Origin of the sequence: Sorangium sp. So ce145 (genome assembly GCF_051525985.1) — a bacterium.
In the GTDB taxonomy this organism is placed as follows: domain Bacteria; phylum Myxococcota_A; class Polyangia; order Polyangiales; family Polyangiaceae; genus Sorangium; species Sorangium cellulosum_B.
Map to the genome: position 1 here is coordinate 10,874,188 of NZ_CP150315.1, position 13,431 is coordinate 10,887,618.

Consider the following 13,431-nt stretch of genomic DNA (forward strand, 5'->3'; position numbering starts at 1 on the left):
GCTAGCCCACACCGATCGCGCTGCCGCTCTTGCCGACGCGCGTCTTCTTGCCGTCCTCACCGACGCGGACCTTCACGCGCGTCGGCTTGCCCGTCGCCGGATCGACCGGCATGACCTTCGAGGCGTGAATCGGCGCCTCCTTGGTGATCTTCCCGCCCTCCTGATTGCGCGGCGTGGGCCGCTGGTGGCGGGTCACCGTGTTCAGGCCTTCCACGACCACGCGATCCTCGTCAGCGAGGATCTTGGTGATCCGGCCCTGCTTCCCCTCCTCCTTGCCGCTGATGACCTGCACGAGGTCACCGACCCTGAGGCGCTTCATCAGAGGACCTCCGGAGCGAGAGAGATGATCTTCATGAACTTCTTCGCGCGGAGCTCACGAGCGACCGGCCCGAAGATACGGGTACCGATCGGCTCCTTCTCCTTGTTGATGAGGACCGCGCTGTTCCCGTCGAACTTGATGTAGCTGCCGTCCGAGCGCTGGTACTCCCGGGCGGTGCGGACGACGACGGCGCGCGCCGTCTCGCCCTTCTTCACCTTGGTGCCCGGCAACGCCTCCTTGATCGAGACGACGATGACGTCGCCGAGGGCGGCGTACTTGCGGCGCGAGCCGCCGAGCACCTTGATGCACTTCACGATTCGGGCGCCGGAGTTGTCCGCGACCTCGAGATGCGTCGACACCTGGATCATGGCGCTACTCCTCCACCGGGCGGGCAACGAGCTTGGTCACGAGCCACCGCTTGTCGCGGGAGATCGGCCTGTGCTCCGTGATCTCGACGCGATCGCCGACCTTGTACTGGTTCGTCTCGTCGTGCGCCTTGTAGCGCTCCCGCTGACGGACGTACTTCTTGTACACAGGGTCGAGCGCGTTCCGGATGACCTCGACGGTGACCGTCTTGTTCATCTTGTTGCTGGTCACCTTGCCGACCAGCTTGCGCCGGAAGCCGTGCGCCTTCGCCTCGGTCTCGGCCTGCGCAGGCGCCGCGGCTGCCAGCTCGGGCGCCGCAGCGGCCGGCTGCTGGATCTCTGCCTTCTTCTTCGCCATGGCTACGCCTTCTCCTCGGCACGCGCGCGCTGCGTGAGGATCGTCTTCACCCGCGCGAGATCCCGCTTCGCCTTGCGGATCGTCGCCGTGTCGTTCAGCCGGTTCGTGAAATTCTTGAACCGCGCCTCGAACAGGCCCGCCGCCAGAGACTTCTCGAGCTCGCGCAGGTGCTCGGTGGTGCGTTCACGCAAATCCTTCGCCTTCATCGCCTACCTCACGTCAGCCCGCGGGCGAGGAACTTGCACTGCATCGGGAGCTTGTGCGACGCGAGGCGGAACGCCTCCTTCGCAGTCTCCTCGCTCACGCCGCTGATCTCGTACATCACGCGGCCCGGCTGCACGAGCGCGCACCACTCCTCGGGCGCGCCCTTGCCCCCACCCATGCGGACCTCGAGCGGCTTCTTCGTCACCGGGCGGTCCGGGAAGATGCGGATCCAGAGCTTGCCCGCGCGCTTCACGTGCCGCTGGATCGCCATACGAGCCGCCTCGATCTGCCGCGAGGTCACGCGGGCAGGCTCGACGCACTGGAGCGCAAAGTCGCCGAAGGAGACGTCGCTGCCCGTCATGGCGAGGCCGCGGTTGTTCCCCTTCTGCATCTTGCGGAACTTGGTTCGCTTCGGAGACAGCATTCTGCAATCCCTCTACTGGATCCGGCGCGCCTTACGCTGCAGGACCTCGCCCTTGAACATCCAGACCTTCACGCCGATGATGCCGACCTTCGTCCGCGCCTCGGCCAGGCCGAACTCGATGTCGGCGCGGAGCGTGTGCAGCGGCACCCGGCCCTCGCGGTAGGTCTCGACGCGGCTCATCTCGCTGCCACCGAGCCTGCCGGCGCAGCGCACGCGGATGCCCTTCGCGCCGAACTTCATCGCGGTGGAGACCGCCTTCTTCATCGCCCGGCGGAACGCGATCCGGCGCTCGAGCTGCGTCGCGATGTTCTCGGCGACGAGCTGCGCGTTGGTCTCGGCCTTCCGGACCTCCTGCACGTCGATGAACACCTCGTTGTCGGTGAACGACGACACGCCGGGGAAGAGCGTCTCACCCTTGGACGCGGTGCCGACGTTCCCGCTCTTCAGCGTCTCGATGCCCTTGCCGCCCTTGCCGATCACCATGCCGGGGCGGGCGGTGAAGACGATCACCTTCGCGCGGTTGGCGGCGCGCTCGATCTCCACGCCGGCGATGTTGGCGTTGTAGAGGTACTGCTTGATCGCGCGCTTGATGCGGATGTCCTGGTGGAGCCACTTCTGATACGCAGCGCCGTCCTCGTACCACTTGCTGCTCCACGTCTTGATGACACCGACGCGGAAGCCATACGGATGGGTCTTCTGTCCCATATCGGCAGGTCCTCTACTTACTTTCTCTCGTCGACTTCGATGACGATGTGCGACACGCCCTTGGTGATCCGGGTCGCACGGCCCATCGCGCGCGGCCGCCAGCGGCGGTTGAACTTGTTCGGCCCCTTGTCGACGGTGGCCTTGCTGATGAAGAGCGCGTCGATGTCGGCGCCCGCCTGCTGGGCGTTCGCGACCGCGCTCTCGATGATCTTCCGCAGGACGGGGGCTCCGCTCTTCTGCGTGAACGAGAGCAGCTGGATCGCCTCGTCCGCGTCGCGACCTCGAACGAGATCGGCGATCATGCGAGCCTTGCGCGGGGCGATCCGCGAAAACATCGCACTGGCTTTGCTTACCATTCGAGACACCTCGCGACACCGGCGGGCGGAGTTACTCCGTACCGGGTTTCGGTTCGCTGCGAACCGGTTGCACCGTCGTACGCTTCCGGTCCCAGCCCGACGTCCATCGACGTGGGCCCCCTTCGCGTCACCGGGGGGGTTCCCACGGCGGCCGAAGGGGCGGAGCTGGGATCGAAGCGCCGTTACGGCTCTTCTACTGGGAGACCGGGAGGACACCCGATCGCCCGGGAAAACGGAGCGCGGTGATTACCAGCGGGAGGGGCGGTACGCAAGGGCGATCCTTCCGCTCCCTTTCAGTTTGTTTCACGCGTCCCCGCGGGCTGAGCAGCTTTTCAGATCCTCCTGAACGGACGTCGGGAGGCTCCAGGCACGCCGAGCCTGGTGCCCGGGCAGGCGGACGGACGAACGTGAGGTTGAAATCTGTTCTTGACACGGACGAAATGCAACTGAAACAAGCTGTCGACGGCGGCCTGAGCCGGCGACGGCGGAGGTGCACCCCCGGGGCGCCGGCGTCGGACGGCTGGACCAGGCCGAAGAGCAGGATTGCGAGGGGAATAGGGGAGCCCCAGGTTCAGTCGAACGCACCAGGCCGTGGAACTCTTCCCTGACATTGTAGGAGGCAACGTGACCATGCTTGCTCGCCATCGCCATTCTTTCCTCGCGCTTACCTTCATCTTGCCCGCCATCTACACGGGCTGCGTCGTGACCACGGCGGACACCGACAACGACGTGGACCAGACGGTCGGCCCCGGCGTCACCCACGGGTCCACGACCAGCGGCGGCCAGGGCGGCGACGGCGGCCAGGGCGGCGACGGTGGCGCCGGCGGCGACGGCGGCCAGGGCGGCGCCGGCGGCGATGGCGGCCAGGGCGGCGACGGAGGCAGCGACGCCTGCATCGAGGCGTCGGACGGCGACCTCACGGTCGCGGCCTGTGACGAGCTCAACATCTCGCCTGCGCAGGGGGCGACGAGCCAGTGCGGCGCGACCCGCGACGAGGACCCGATCGGCTACGGGCTCTGCAAGCACGGCTTCGCCATCTTCTCCCCGGGTCACGCCGCGGACCTCGTGGACTGCCTGAGCGACATCGGCGTGGAGCGGGCGTGCGACGTGGATCCCGTTCAAGCGTGCATGAACCGCACGTACGCCAACGCGTGCCCGCACCAGGCCGACGAGATCTGCGACACCATCTCCGACTTCTGCGACGCCGGCACGTTCGACCCCGCCAAGTGCGCGGCTCAGATGAACCCCCTCAACCGAGATGCAGCGGACGATCTCGTCGCGTGCATGAACGACAACCCGAATGTCTCCTGCCAGGAGGCATACGACACGTGCTACGCGGAGATCATGGCCTTCGAGTGACCAGGCCGCCGCCACGGGGGCACGGCCTGCGCGCCCACCGTGCGCGCTCTGCTCTCGCCGTTCTTTTCCCCTGGCATTCGACGCACACCAGATGACCTCTGGGCCTCTCACCAGCTCACACCCACCTTAGCGCCCCGGCGCGCGCACCCTCTCATGTAGGCCCGTTCGGGGAGCCCCCGAGCGCGGTATTCGGTTGCAAAAAAGATCGCGGGAAGGGATCCTCGGCTCCTCCGTGGCCAAGGACTCCTCCCGCCCGCGCCTGGCAGCCCCCGTTCCGCGATCGCCGGGGGCGCGTCCATTCCGCGGTGGAGCGCTGCTCGGCGTGCTCGTCGCGTCGGCCTGTGCTCCCGGGTCGACGACAGCGGAGCAGATCACGCCGCGCCTGATGGTGCGCGCCTCGCTCGATGGGACCGCCGCCGTCCCGACGGAACGGCGCATCAAGGCCAAGGAGAGCGCGCTCGCAGCCGTCAAGGACAGCGCAACGCTCGCGTCGGGGATGGAGTCCGAGATCGGCGCCGTCCCGATGTCCTCCCCGACGGCCAGCGCGCGCTGCCCCGCGGAGATGGCCCTCGTCGACGATCGCGTGTGCGTCGACCGCTGGGAGGGCGCGCTGGTCGAGGTGACGCCCAGCGGTGAGCGCCCCTGGTCGCCCTACGATCCGATTGACGGGAACGAGCGCCGCGTCCGCGCCGTGTCCTGGCAGGGGGTCATGCCCCAAGGCTACATCAGCGGGCGGCAGGCCAAGCTGGCGTGCGCGGCATCGGGCAAGCGCCTGTGCACCTCGGAGGAGTGGGTGAGCGCCTGCCGAGGGCCGGACGACACGACGTTCCCCTACGGCGCGCTCCGCCAGCAGGGCGTGTGCAACGATGACGAGCGGCGGGTTCACCCCGTCGCCGAGATCGCGGCGCTGCTCGACATCAAGCCCGAGGAGCGCTGGACGACGGCGATGAACAACCCGCTCATCAACCAGCTGTCCCAGGCGCTGCTCCCGACGGGCGAGCGCGCGGGATGCACCAACGCCTACGGCGTGTTCGACATGGTGGGCAACCTCCACGAGTGGGTCGATGATCCGAGCGGCACCTTCCGTGGCGGCTATTTCATGGACACGGCGCGCAACGGCGAGGGCTGCAAATATGCCACGACCGCCCACTCCTTCGGCTACCACGACTACTCGACGGGCTTCCGGTGCTGCATGGATCCGGAGCAGGCCGACTAGTGCTGGCCGCGCGGCGTGCGGCCGGCGGTAGCGCAGACGCGAATCGAACGCGAAGCTCGGGGCGATTCAGCGGGGAGACAGGGCGATCGCCGCGCGCGCATCTTTCCGTGACACGACGGGCGCTCCCACACGACGGCTCGGGCGCTGCGCGAGCGAGCGTGCGAGTCGTGGAGGAACCAGGGCCGCCGCGCAGCAAGCCAGGGCGACACCAACGAAGAGATTGCCGATGCTCGACTCCATAGTGAGCGCGCCCACGCGGCGCCGCGCCGCTGCGACCGCCCTTGCCGCCCTGACGGCCCTCCTGGCGCTCGGTTGCGGGAAGAAGGAAAAGGCAGCGCCCATCACCGTCCCGCCGCCCCCGGGCGCGGCGTCCTCGGATGAGCTCACCACCGCCATTGGCCAGGCGCGTGGCATCGATTCGGCGCTCGCGCCGTCGTCGACCCGATGGCGACGGGCGTTCGTGCTCGATGAGAGGCGAGCCGTGGTGACAGGAGAGATCGAGAACGAGGCGATCGCGCTGGTGACCGAGAACGCAGGCCGGACCTGGCGATCTCTGCGGCGCGTCCGCGAGGGGTGGTCGACCTGGTCGGTCGGCGGAGACGGCGCCACGGTGCTCACCACCGGTCCGCGTGGCCCGGCTCTCCCGACGGAGACACGCGGGAATCGAGGGACGCCGTCCGCGCTGGACCCGCCGAGCCTCTTCTTCGCTCCGTTCGAGGCGACCGACCTCTCGGCGCCTTCACCGGTCACGCTACCCGCGCTGAGCCGCGGAGCGCGGCCGCTGGTGAACGCTGTGCCCGCGGTGCTGTCCGCCGAGAGCGCCGCGCTGCTCGTGGAGCCCAAGCCTCGGCACGCGACCCTCGTCTATGCGGGGCCGGCGGGCGCCGAGCCGGTGCCTCCCGTCCCGCTCCCCACGCAGGAACAAGCGCTGCCCGTGCCTTATGGCCGCCCACCGATGCTCCTGTCGGTGCGCGGGCGCAACCTCCTCGTGCGGCCCGTCCCCGCGCCGGGGAAGCCGCTCGACGCACCGAAGAGCGTCGAGGGACTCACGATCAGCCCAGCGGCCATCGCCGCGCTCTCCACGACACCAGCATGCGACTTCGCCGGCTGGTCGATCCAGCTCGTTCCTCAGCCGCCCGACAAGACCGCCGTGATCGCCGTCTCCGCTGCCCAGACAACCGTGCTGAAGCTCCCGGCGAAAGCCCCGCCTGGAGCGTCGGTCGGCTGCGCAGCCGACCGGATCATGGTCGAAGTCATGACGCCCACAACCGGAGAGCCGACGCTCGCGACGTGCACCCTCCAAGGCACCTGCGTCATCGCGGAGAAACCGCCCTTTCGACCCTGGCTGGAGCCGCATGAACGGTCTGTCGCCCTGGCGCCCACACGCGAAGGCGTCACCGCAGTGCTGACCTCCCGCGCTGCAGCGCGATGGGGGCTCTATATCGCGCTATCGCCGGAAGTGGGTAAGATCTACGACGTCCCCAGGGTAATCGGAGAAGCCGCGGGCGAGCGCGGCCGTATCGAGCTCGGAACCCTCCTCTCGTTCGGAAATCGACTCTTGATGCTCCTCCAAGCGGACGTCACCGGGACATCGCGCCGCGGCTGGTACGTCGCGGCCTCCGATGATGGCGGGCTCACCTGGAGCCCGCCCTGAGCTCCGTCTCGAACGGGACAGTCATTCCAAACGCGGCGCGTCAGCACAGCTTGCATTCCATCTGATGCTGACGTGCGCGGTGGTCCCCAGACCTACTTCGGAGGAGCGGCAGCCGGAGCGACGCGCTTGCGGCCCTTGGCGCTCGGCTTCTTCACGACAGGCGCAGGCCCAGCCGCGGTCTTGCGCGCGTTCGCGCTCGCCTGCTCGGCGGTCTTCGCGTCGCCTGCATAACGGGCGAAGCGACGGTCGCCACCCTGGAAAATCCGCTTCTCCAGCTTCAGCTCCTTCAGCGCGGCGGCGGCGCGGGTCTGCGGGATACCCGCCTGCTTCGCCACCTCGCTCGCGCTCACGCCAGAGCTCGCTTTGACGACGCGCTCGACGGCATCCAGCGTCTCCTGACGCTCCGCCGAGGCGGCCGGCGACTTGCGCGGGCGGCCAGGCCGGCGCTTCGGCGCGGCGCCGCGCTTGGCCGCGACGGAAGACGTTTTGGACTGGACCGCTCCAGCAGCGCGGGCGCGCGCGCGGCTGCGGCGCGGCGCCGCAGGAGGAACCAACGGCGCTTCCCCTGTCACGGCGCCCAGCTGATTCTTGACGAGCGCGAGGATCGCCTCGTCCGGCATTTTCCGCACGAGGTTTACAATCTGCTGTGAAAAGGCGTCCGTTGCCATGTGCTCTCCCTCGTCGCCGAATCCAGCTCGGCGGTTGGATACGACTATGCCGTTGCCACTTGCCTGGTCAAGCGAATTGAGGATAGAGGGCCGTCTTTTCTTTCAATAGGCGCTGCGGGCGGGCTCAATCGGAGAGCTCATTGGACGGGACGGCCCCGAACGGCTGGGCTGCTTTGCTCGACTGGCGCCGAGCGATGAAACCACCGCCAGCGTCGATTGATGGCCGAGACCCCTCCCCCGCGCAGGACGGCCTCGAGGCCGCGCCAATCCTCTCTCGGCCCCCTTGACGATGCACCGCGGCATTGCCTGTCTCGGGTGCTCGGGTCCGGTCAGGTAAGCACCGTCCGAGAACCGAGCAACCCGCGCCTCGGGGGCGCGCCCGTCACGGGCGGCAATGCGGGCGCGCGCACATCCGCGAGGTGCAGCGGCCCGGCGCGAGCCTCCCCACCCCCAATCATTGAAGCGCCTCACGCAGGGTGCGACCGCCTGGCGACCACACACAGGCGGCCGGCGCGTGGCTACATTGCACGCCCCGGGCACACGACTGACCTATGCGGAGGCGTGATAGGATGCCCTGCTCGGCGGGTGGGGCGCAGCACGGACGCTTCGCTATGAGCGCCGGCGGGGCGAGAGTCCGGGTCGAGCTCTCGACACGACATCCGCTCATCACGCCGGGGATTGCGCGGACCCACGCTGACCGCTCGATCGCGCGCCAACCCGCCGAGCTCTTCGAAATGACGACTCTGCGCCGGTCCCGCCGCCGGAGGCGCGCTCGGGCCGCGCAGTGCCGCTCTCAACATCACGCGCGGCCGCCGCCCGCGGCTCCCGCGGGGTAGGTGCCTGAAGGCCGTCGTGTCCGGCGGACCGGTGTGTACGCGCGGCGCAGGCTCATCCCGCAAGACACCTCGTTACATAGCGGAGCGCGGAGGCGCGCTCATCGTCGTCTTCGGCCTCTCCGATCGAGCCTTTCCGAGAGAGCTCAGCCTTCGGCCCCGGCGCTCGCGAGCGCGAGTCCGCGCGTCCGCGCGTCCACCCTGGGGGCACGTCCTCTACGACATTGGCGCCTGCTCCAATGGGCTGAGGACGAGGCGGGGAGCCGGCCGGCTCCGCCTCGACTTCTTCAAACGCCTTCCTGTCCATATCTACGACGCCCAGGATCCACCCCGCCCCCGCTCGAGCTCCGCCCGACCGGCGGCCGAGATTGACCAGCCGCCGACAATCGGTTGACACGCGCTTCGGCCGCGGAGAAGGATGCGCGCATGTCACTGGTGCGCGTGCTCGAGCCAGAGGTCATGGATACCGACGAGGACGCGCGGGCCTACGACAGCATGGACCACGCCGCCGTGAACGCGGCGTTCTGCGACGCGCTCCTCTCCCACAACCCCGGTCTCGCATACGCCCTCGACGTCGGCACAGGGACGTGCCTGTTGCCCATCGAGCTTTGCAGGCGCGCCCCCGCCGCGCGGATCAAGGCGATCGATCTCTCCGCGGCGATGCTCGATCTCGGGCGCCGCCATGTCGAGCAGGCCGGGCTCACCGAGGCCATCGCGCTCGCGCTCGTGGATGCCAAGGCGCTGCCCGAACCGGATGAGACATTTTCAGCCGTGCTCTCGAACAGCATCGTCCACCACGTCCCGGAGCCAGCGCAGGTGCTGCGCGAGATGCTCCGCGTCCTCCAGCCCGGCGGGCTCCTGTTCGTGCGGGACCTGGTCCGTCCGGAAGACGAGGCGTCGATCGCCGCCCTCGTCGACACGTACGCGGCGAACGACACCGCGTACCAGCGAGCCCTCTTCGACGCGTCGCTGCGCGCGGCGCTCTCGCTCGACGAGGTGCGTGAGCTGCTGCGCTCGCTCCGGATTCCCCCCGAATGCGCGCAGATGACGAGCGACCGGCACTGGACCCTCGCGTTCCGCAGGGCCTCCTGATCCGAGGGCGCCGCACGCTGGTCCGGGCCGCGGCGCGGGCACGTCAAATCGACGCGACGGCCAGCCCGGCTCGTAATACAAGCGTCCACGTGAACGCCACCGGAACACGAGCTCGCCGGGCGCGCGGCGTTGCCCCCGCGCTCTTCCTGTCCCTCGCCATCGTCCTCGCGGCATGCGAGGAGGGCCCGCCTCGCCCGAGCGAGCCGGAGCGGCCCGCGCCCCCGCCGCCTCAGCCGAGCGCGGGGCTCGCGCCGCCCGCGGCCAGCTCGGCCGCAGCAGAGCCCCCGAGCGCAGGCGCGCCGGGAGACGCGGGCGAGCCGAAGGGCACGCCCGCATGGCAAGGGACATGGGAGGGGCGCTACGACGCCAAGAAAGGCAGCGTCGTGATGCCCCCGAAGGTCAAGGACGCCGCGCGCCAGAAGGACGACGGAAAGCAGGTCACAGGCCCTGGGACGGTGACGCTGACCATCGAGCCGAGCGGTGAGCTGAAGGGCACCGCGAAGGGGGCGCTCGGCGACGCGACGCTCGTGGGAAGGGCCGAGGACGGCATGGTCCGCGCATCGGTCTTCCCCGACGATCCGCGGGCGCCGAACGCGATGACCGGCGTCCTGGTCGGCGAGCTGAAGGAGAACGTCATCCACGGCAGGATCCGGGTGACCGGGCCCGATGCCCTCCTGGTGCGCGAGTCCCCCATCGAGCTGAAGAAGAAATGATCAGCGCAGCCGGGCGAGACGTCGACGCCGGCGTCTCGCACGGCTGGGTCGCGCGTCAGCTCGCCGCGCCGGCTCCTCCCGGCTCGCCTGCTGGCGCGCGGCCCTGCGGCTCCTGCGGCGCAGCCCCGGCCTCTGCCGCTGCGCCGCCGCGCGCGCCGCCGCGACCCGCCTCCGCCCGCCGCTCCTCGCGCTGGCGCGCCACCTCGGCGTCCCGTTGCTCGTACGCCACGATGATCCGCTGCACGAGCGGGTGGCGCACGACGTCGACCTCGGTGAACGAGCAGATCGCAATCCCCTCGATCCCCGCGAGCAGCTCGCGCGCCTCCGCAAGGCCGCTGCGCGCGCCGTGCGGGAGATCGACCTGCGTGACGTCGCCCGTCACCACGGCGCGGGAGGCGTAGCCGAGGCGGGTGAGGAACATGCGCATCTGGTCGCTCGTCGCGTTCTGCGCCTCGTCGAGGATGACGAAGCAATCGTTGAGCGTGCGGCCGCGCATGAAGGCCAGCGGCGCGACCTCGATCTGACCGCGCGTCACGAGGCCTTGCGCCTTGTCCGCATCCATCATGTCATGGAGCGCGTCGTAGAGCGGGCGCAGGTAAGGATTCACCTTCTCGGCGAGATCGCCGGGGAGGAAGCCGAGCCGCTCTCCCGCCTCGACGGCAGGACGGGTCAGGATGATCCGCTTCACGCGGCGCTCGAGCAGCGCGTGCACCGCCATGGCCATCGCGAGGTAGGTCTTGCCCGTCCCCGCCGGCCCGATGCCGAACGTCATGTCGTGCGATCGGATCGCCTGGATGTAGCGCTTCTGCGCCAGCCCCTTCGCCGAGATAGGCCGGCGGCGCGCCGAGATGAGGACGACGTCCTCGAACAGCTCCCGCAAGGTCATCCCCGGGTCGTCCCGGAGCGCCTGCACTCCGCGCACGTAGTCCTGGGGATCGAGGACCACGCCGCTCCTCAACATCTGCGCGGCCTCTGCCAGGCACCGCTCGGCGAGCGCGACCTTGTCGGCGTCCCCGGCGAGCCGGATCGTGTTGCCTCGAACGCCCGACTCGATGCCAAGAGTGCGCGCGATGAGCTTGAGATGCTCGTTCCCCGGCCCGGCGAGGGCCACCAAGGTGCTGTTGTCGAGCACCTCGACATCCGCCGTGATCCGCACGCTGGTCGTCATCCCGTGATCCTTCCCTGCCTCTGCCCCGGCGCTCCGTCGCCGGCACGTGCCGCCACTCCATGAGCAGGACCTTGACGCGGCTCACCTCTCGCTCGAATGTCGCGCTCGCTCGCCGTATGGCTTACACAGAATCGTAACGTCCTGGTCATAATTTCGCGTCGCAGTGCATGCGAGATCCGGCGAGCGGGCGAGCCGCACACAGGGAGAACTGCATGAGGTTAGCTACATCGGCGCTGCTGGGCATGACTGTTACGCTGTCGGGCCTTTCGGCGCTAGCACAGCCTGGACCCCAGGGCCCAGCGCAACCTGCCCCGCCGCCGCCTCCAGCCGCTGCCCCGGCGGCTCCTGCCGGCGCGGTTCCGCCCGCTGCCGCTGCCGCTCCGACGCCCGCACCGCCGCCCGACGCAGCGCCGCCCGCAGAGGAGCTGCCGCCGCCCCCGCCCCCTGGAGCGGCGCCGACCGCCGCGCCGCCGCCTCCTCCGCCTGCGCAGGTGTTCGCGCCGACCGCCGGTGTCGCCATCGTGAAAGAAGAGCGGCAGCCGCTCGCCGGCTGGCACGGCGGCTTCTTCCTCCGGGACGCGAACGACACCTTTCGGCTCTACCCGAAGGGCAGGCTGAACTTCGACTTCGCCAGCAGCTTCGGCGCCGGCGTGTCGGATGTGTCGGCGGCGGGCGGCGGGAGCGCGCTCAAGCCGCGCCTCTTCATCCGCCGCGCGCGGCTCGAGGTGGCCGGCGAGTTCCTGAAGAGGTTTTCCTTCGATCTCGACGTCGACTTCGGCGGCCAGGGGCTCGCGAACGCCAACGGCCGGACCGAGAACGCCGCCGCCGCGGCCGGGCAAACGCCGACGGCCGAGAGCGCGCGCTTCGCGCCCGTCGAGAGCACCACCGCGAACGCCGTGCTCGCCGACGCCTGGATCAACTACTCGGTCATGCCCGCGCTCAACTTCCTGTTCGGGCAACACCAGGCGTTCTTCTCGATGGATAACCAGACGAGCGACAACAGCACGACGTTCATGGAGCGCAACATCGCGACCCGGAGCTTCGCCTACCCCGAGGGCAAGGACATCGGCCTGACGATCTGGGGCGACGTCGCCGACAGGATGGTCGTCTACGGCGTCAGCGTGGTCGGCGGCGACGGGCAGAACCGGCCGGGCGTCGACAGCCAGTTCGATTTCATCGGCCGCGTGGTCGCGCGCCCGTTCGCCAGCGACAAGAAGGGGCTGCTCGCGAAGGCGCAGATCGGCGTCAGCGCGCGCTACGGCGACCGCGATCAGGAGTACGTGGGCTACGACCATGCGCCCATCAGGACGGCGCAGGGCTACACGCTCTGGGGCGCCGGCTACACGGACTCGCTGAAGCGCCCGATCCACGTCATCCCGTCGGCCTCGCAGGCCGCGATCGGCGGCGAGCTCCGGCTGCCCATCAAGATGGTCGAGCTCCGGGCCGAGGCGTACTACGTCGCGAACGAGACGCGCGAGGCGGTGGAGGGCTTTCAGCTCACCAACACCGAACGGCTCGGGCAGGTGAAGGGTCTCGGCTGGTACGTGCAGCTCTCGGCGTGGCCGGTCGGCGACGCCTTCGTCAGCGGCGATCCAGGGTTCAGCCCGCGCCCCACGAAGATCGATCTGTCGAAGGAGATCGAGAAGCCGAAGTCGGGGCTCGAGGTGGCGGCGCTCGTCGCGGGGATCAACGCGACGTACGACGGCGCGTCCCGCGGGGGTGCGTACGACGAGAATACGCCGGGCGCCGAGGGAGGGCCGGGCACCGACCTCGACGTCATGCAGATCGGCCTCGCCGCGAACTACTGGTACACGAAAAACATACGGCTCGGCGTGAATTACAGCGCCTACCTGACGCCCGGCAGCGGCTCCAGCGAGAACCTCCTCCGGGTGCCCGGCAATACGGTGACGCCCGCCGATCCGGACGCGCACGCGCTGCACGAGCTCGGCGCCAGGCTCAGCATGTCGTTCTGACGCGCCCCGTCCCGCCGCGGCCGG

The 13,431-nt window shown here is 69.5% G+C and carries 15 protein-coding genes; 6 read left to right on the forward strand and 9 right to left on the reverse strand.

The genetic code is table 11. The features are described 5' to 3' along the window. Nucleotide 1: 1 nt before the first annotated feature. From rplX to rplV, 7 genes are read right to left on the reverse strand one after another with little or no spacing between them, the layout of a single operon-like run. Entirely contained in the window at nucleotides 2-319 is a 318-nt protein-coding gene (gene rplX / locus WMF34_RS40380; RefSeq protein ID WP_012240561.1) for a 50S ribosomal protein L24, read from the reverse strand. Continuing rightward, nucleotides 319-687 carry a 50S ribosomal protein L14 gene (rplN, locus tag WMF34_RS40385; RefSeq protein WP_012240562.1) on the reverse strand — a complete coding sequence of 123 codons (369 nt, stop codon included), beginning with the start codon at nucleotides 685-687 and terminating at the stop codon, nucleotides 319-321. The genes rplX and rplN overlap by 1 nt, the downstream gene beginning before the upstream one ends. Nucleotides 688-691: 4 nt before the next feature. Continuing rightward, nucleotides 692-991: a 30S ribosomal protein S17 gene (gene rpsQ / locus WMF34_RS40390; RefSeq protein WP_044970145.1), complete on the reverse strand. Its 300-nt coding sequence runs from the start codon at nucleotides 989-991 to the stop codon at nucleotides 692-694. A 53-nt stretch (nucleotides 992-1,044) separates the two neighbouring features. Next, nucleotides 1,045-1,248: a 50S ribosomal protein L29 gene (gene rpmC, locus WMF34_RS40395; protein WP_012240564.1), complete on the reverse strand. Its 204-nt coding sequence runs from the start codon at nucleotides 1,246-1,248 to the stop codon at nucleotides 1,045-1,047. An 8-nt stretch (nucleotides 1,249-1,256) separates the two neighbouring features. Then, a complete protein-coding gene (gene rplP, locus WMF34_RS40400) occupies nucleotides 1,257-1,670 on the reverse strand; it encodes a 50S ribosomal protein L16 (RefSeq protein ID WP_012240565.1) in 414 nt (137 codons plus the stop codon). 12 nt (nucleotides 1,671-1,682) lie between these two features. Continuing rightward, complete coding sequence (gene rpsC, locus WMF34_RS40405) at nucleotides 1,683-2,375, reverse strand: 30S ribosomal protein S3 (RefSeq protein WP_012240566.1); 693 nt, start codon at nucleotides 2,373-2,375, stop codon at nucleotides 1,683-1,685. 17 nt (nucleotides 2,376-2,392) lie between these two features. After that, nucleotides 2,393-2,731, reverse strand: a complete 339-nt coding sequence (rplV, locus tag WMF34_RS40410) for a 50S ribosomal protein L22 (protein WP_012240567.1) — start codon at nucleotides 2,729-2,731, stop codon at nucleotides 2,393-2,395. A 630-nt stretch (nucleotides 2,732-3,361) separates the two neighbouring features. Between rplV and WMF34_RS40415 the strand changes: the two genes are divergently transcribed. From WMF34_RS40415 to WMF34_RS40425, 3 genes are all read left to right on the forward strand, one after another. After that, the gene (locus WMF34_RS40415) at nucleotides 3,362-4,090 is read left to right on the forward strand and encodes a hypothetical protein (protein WP_012240568.1); all 729 of its coding nucleotides are present in this window, start codon (nucleotides 3,362-3,364) and stop codon (nucleotides 4,088-4,090) included. A gap of 322 nt (nucleotides 4,091-4,412) precedes the next feature. Next, nucleotides 4,413-5,306 (forward strand): SUMF1/EgtB/PvdO family nonheme iron enzyme, encoded by an 894-nt coding sequence (locus WMF34_RS40420; protein ID WP_437991131.1) that lies wholly within the window; start codon nucleotides 4,413-4,415, stop codon nucleotides 5,304-5,306. Between the two features lie 226 nt (nucleotides 5,307-5,532). Further along, nucleotides 5,533-6,960, forward strand: coding sequence for a hypothetical protein (locus WMF34_RS40425; protein WP_012240570.1), 1,428 nt, complete (start codon nucleotides 5,533-5,535; stop codon nucleotides 6,958-6,960). A gap of 92 nt (nucleotides 6,961-7,052) precedes the next feature. Here the strand turns inward: WMF34_RS40425 and WMF34_RS40430 are convergent, their stop codons facing one another. After that, the gene (locus WMF34_RS40430) at nucleotides 7,053-7,628 is read right to left on the reverse strand and encodes a hypothetical protein (RefSeq protein WP_012240571.1); all 576 of its coding nucleotides are present in this window, start codon (nucleotides 7,626-7,628) and stop codon (nucleotides 7,053-7,055) included. Nucleotides 7,629-8,887: 1,259 nt separating this feature from the next. Here WMF34_RS40430 and WMF34_RS40435 point away from each other — a divergent pair. Beyond that, nucleotides 8,888-9,553, forward strand: a complete 666-nt coding sequence (locus WMF34_RS40435) for a class I SAM-dependent methyltransferase (RefSeq protein WP_012240572.1) — start codon at nucleotides 8,888-8,890, stop codon at nucleotides 9,551-9,553. A gap of 89 nt (nucleotides 9,554-9,642) precedes the next feature. Further along, nucleotides 9,643-10,266 (forward strand): hypothetical protein, encoded by a 624-nt coding sequence (locus tag WMF34_RS40440; protein WP_437991132.1) that lies wholly within the window; start codon nucleotides 9,643-9,645, stop codon nucleotides 10,264-10,266. Between the two features lie 55 nt (nucleotides 10,267-10,321). On the opposite strand, the gene WMF34_RS40445 is transcribed toward WMF34_RS40440, so the two are convergent. After that, nucleotides 10,322-11,434: a PhoH family protein gene (locus tag WMF34_RS40445; RefSeq protein WP_437991133.1), complete on the reverse strand. Its 1,113-nt coding sequence runs from the start codon at nucleotides 11,432-11,434 to the stop codon at nucleotides 10,322-10,324. 491 nt (nucleotides 11,435-11,925) lie between these two features. Here WMF34_RS40445 and WMF34_RS40450 point away from each other — a divergent pair, with 491 nt between their 5' ends. Next, complete coding sequence (locus tag WMF34_RS40450; RefSeq protein WP_437991134.1) at nucleotides 11,926-13,407, forward strand: porin; 1,482 nt, start codon at nucleotides 11,926-11,928, stop codon at nucleotides 13,405-13,407. Nucleotides 13,408-13,431: the final 24 nt, after the last annotated feature.

Excerpts from the sequence above, each read along its gene's own strand:
- rplX (WP_012240561.1), bottom strand. The coding sequence starts at position 319 with ATGAAGCGCCTCAGGGTCGGTGACCTCGTGCAGGTCATCAGCGGCAAG.
- rplN (WP_012240562.1), bottom strand. The coding sequence starts at position 687 with ATGATCCAGGTGTCGACGCATCTCGAGGTCGCGGACAACTCCGGCGCC.
- rpmC (WP_012240564.1), bottom strand. The coding sequence starts at position 1,248 with ATGAAGGCGAAGGATTTGCGTGAACGCACCACCGAGCACCTGCGCGAG.
- rplP (WP_012240565.1), bottom strand. The coding sequence starts at position 1,670 with ATGCTGTCTCCGAAGCGAACCAAGTTCCGCAAGATGCAGAAGGGGAAC.
- rpsC (WP_012240566.1), bottom strand. The coding sequence starts at position 2,375 with ATGGGACAGAAGACCCATCCGTATGGCTTCCGCGTCGGTGTCATCAAG.
- rplV (WP_012240567.1), bottom strand. The coding sequence starts at position 2,731 with ATGGTAAGCAAAGCCAGTGCGATGTTTTCGCGGATCGCCCCGCGCAAG.
- WMF34_RS40415 (WP_012240568.1), top strand. The coding sequence starts at position 3,362 with ATGCTTGCTCGCCATCGCCATTCTTTCCTCGCGCTTACCTTCATCTTG.
- WMF34_RS40425 (WP_012240570.1), top strand. The coding sequence starts at position 5,533 with ATGCTCGACTCCATAGTGAGCGCGCCCACGCGGCGCCGCGCCGCTGCG.
- WMF34_RS40430 (WP_012240571.1), bottom strand. The coding sequence starts at position 7,628 with ATGGCAACGGACGCCTTTTCACAGCAGATTGTAAACCTCGTGCGGAAA.
- WMF34_RS40435 (WP_012240572.1), top strand. The coding sequence starts at position 8,888 with ATGTCACTGGTGCGCGTGCTCGAGCCAGAGGTCATGGATACCGACGAG.
- WMF34_RS40445 (WP_437991133.1), bottom strand. The coding sequence starts at position 11,434 with ATGACGACCAGCGTGCGGATCACGGCGGATGTCGAGGTGCTCGACAAC.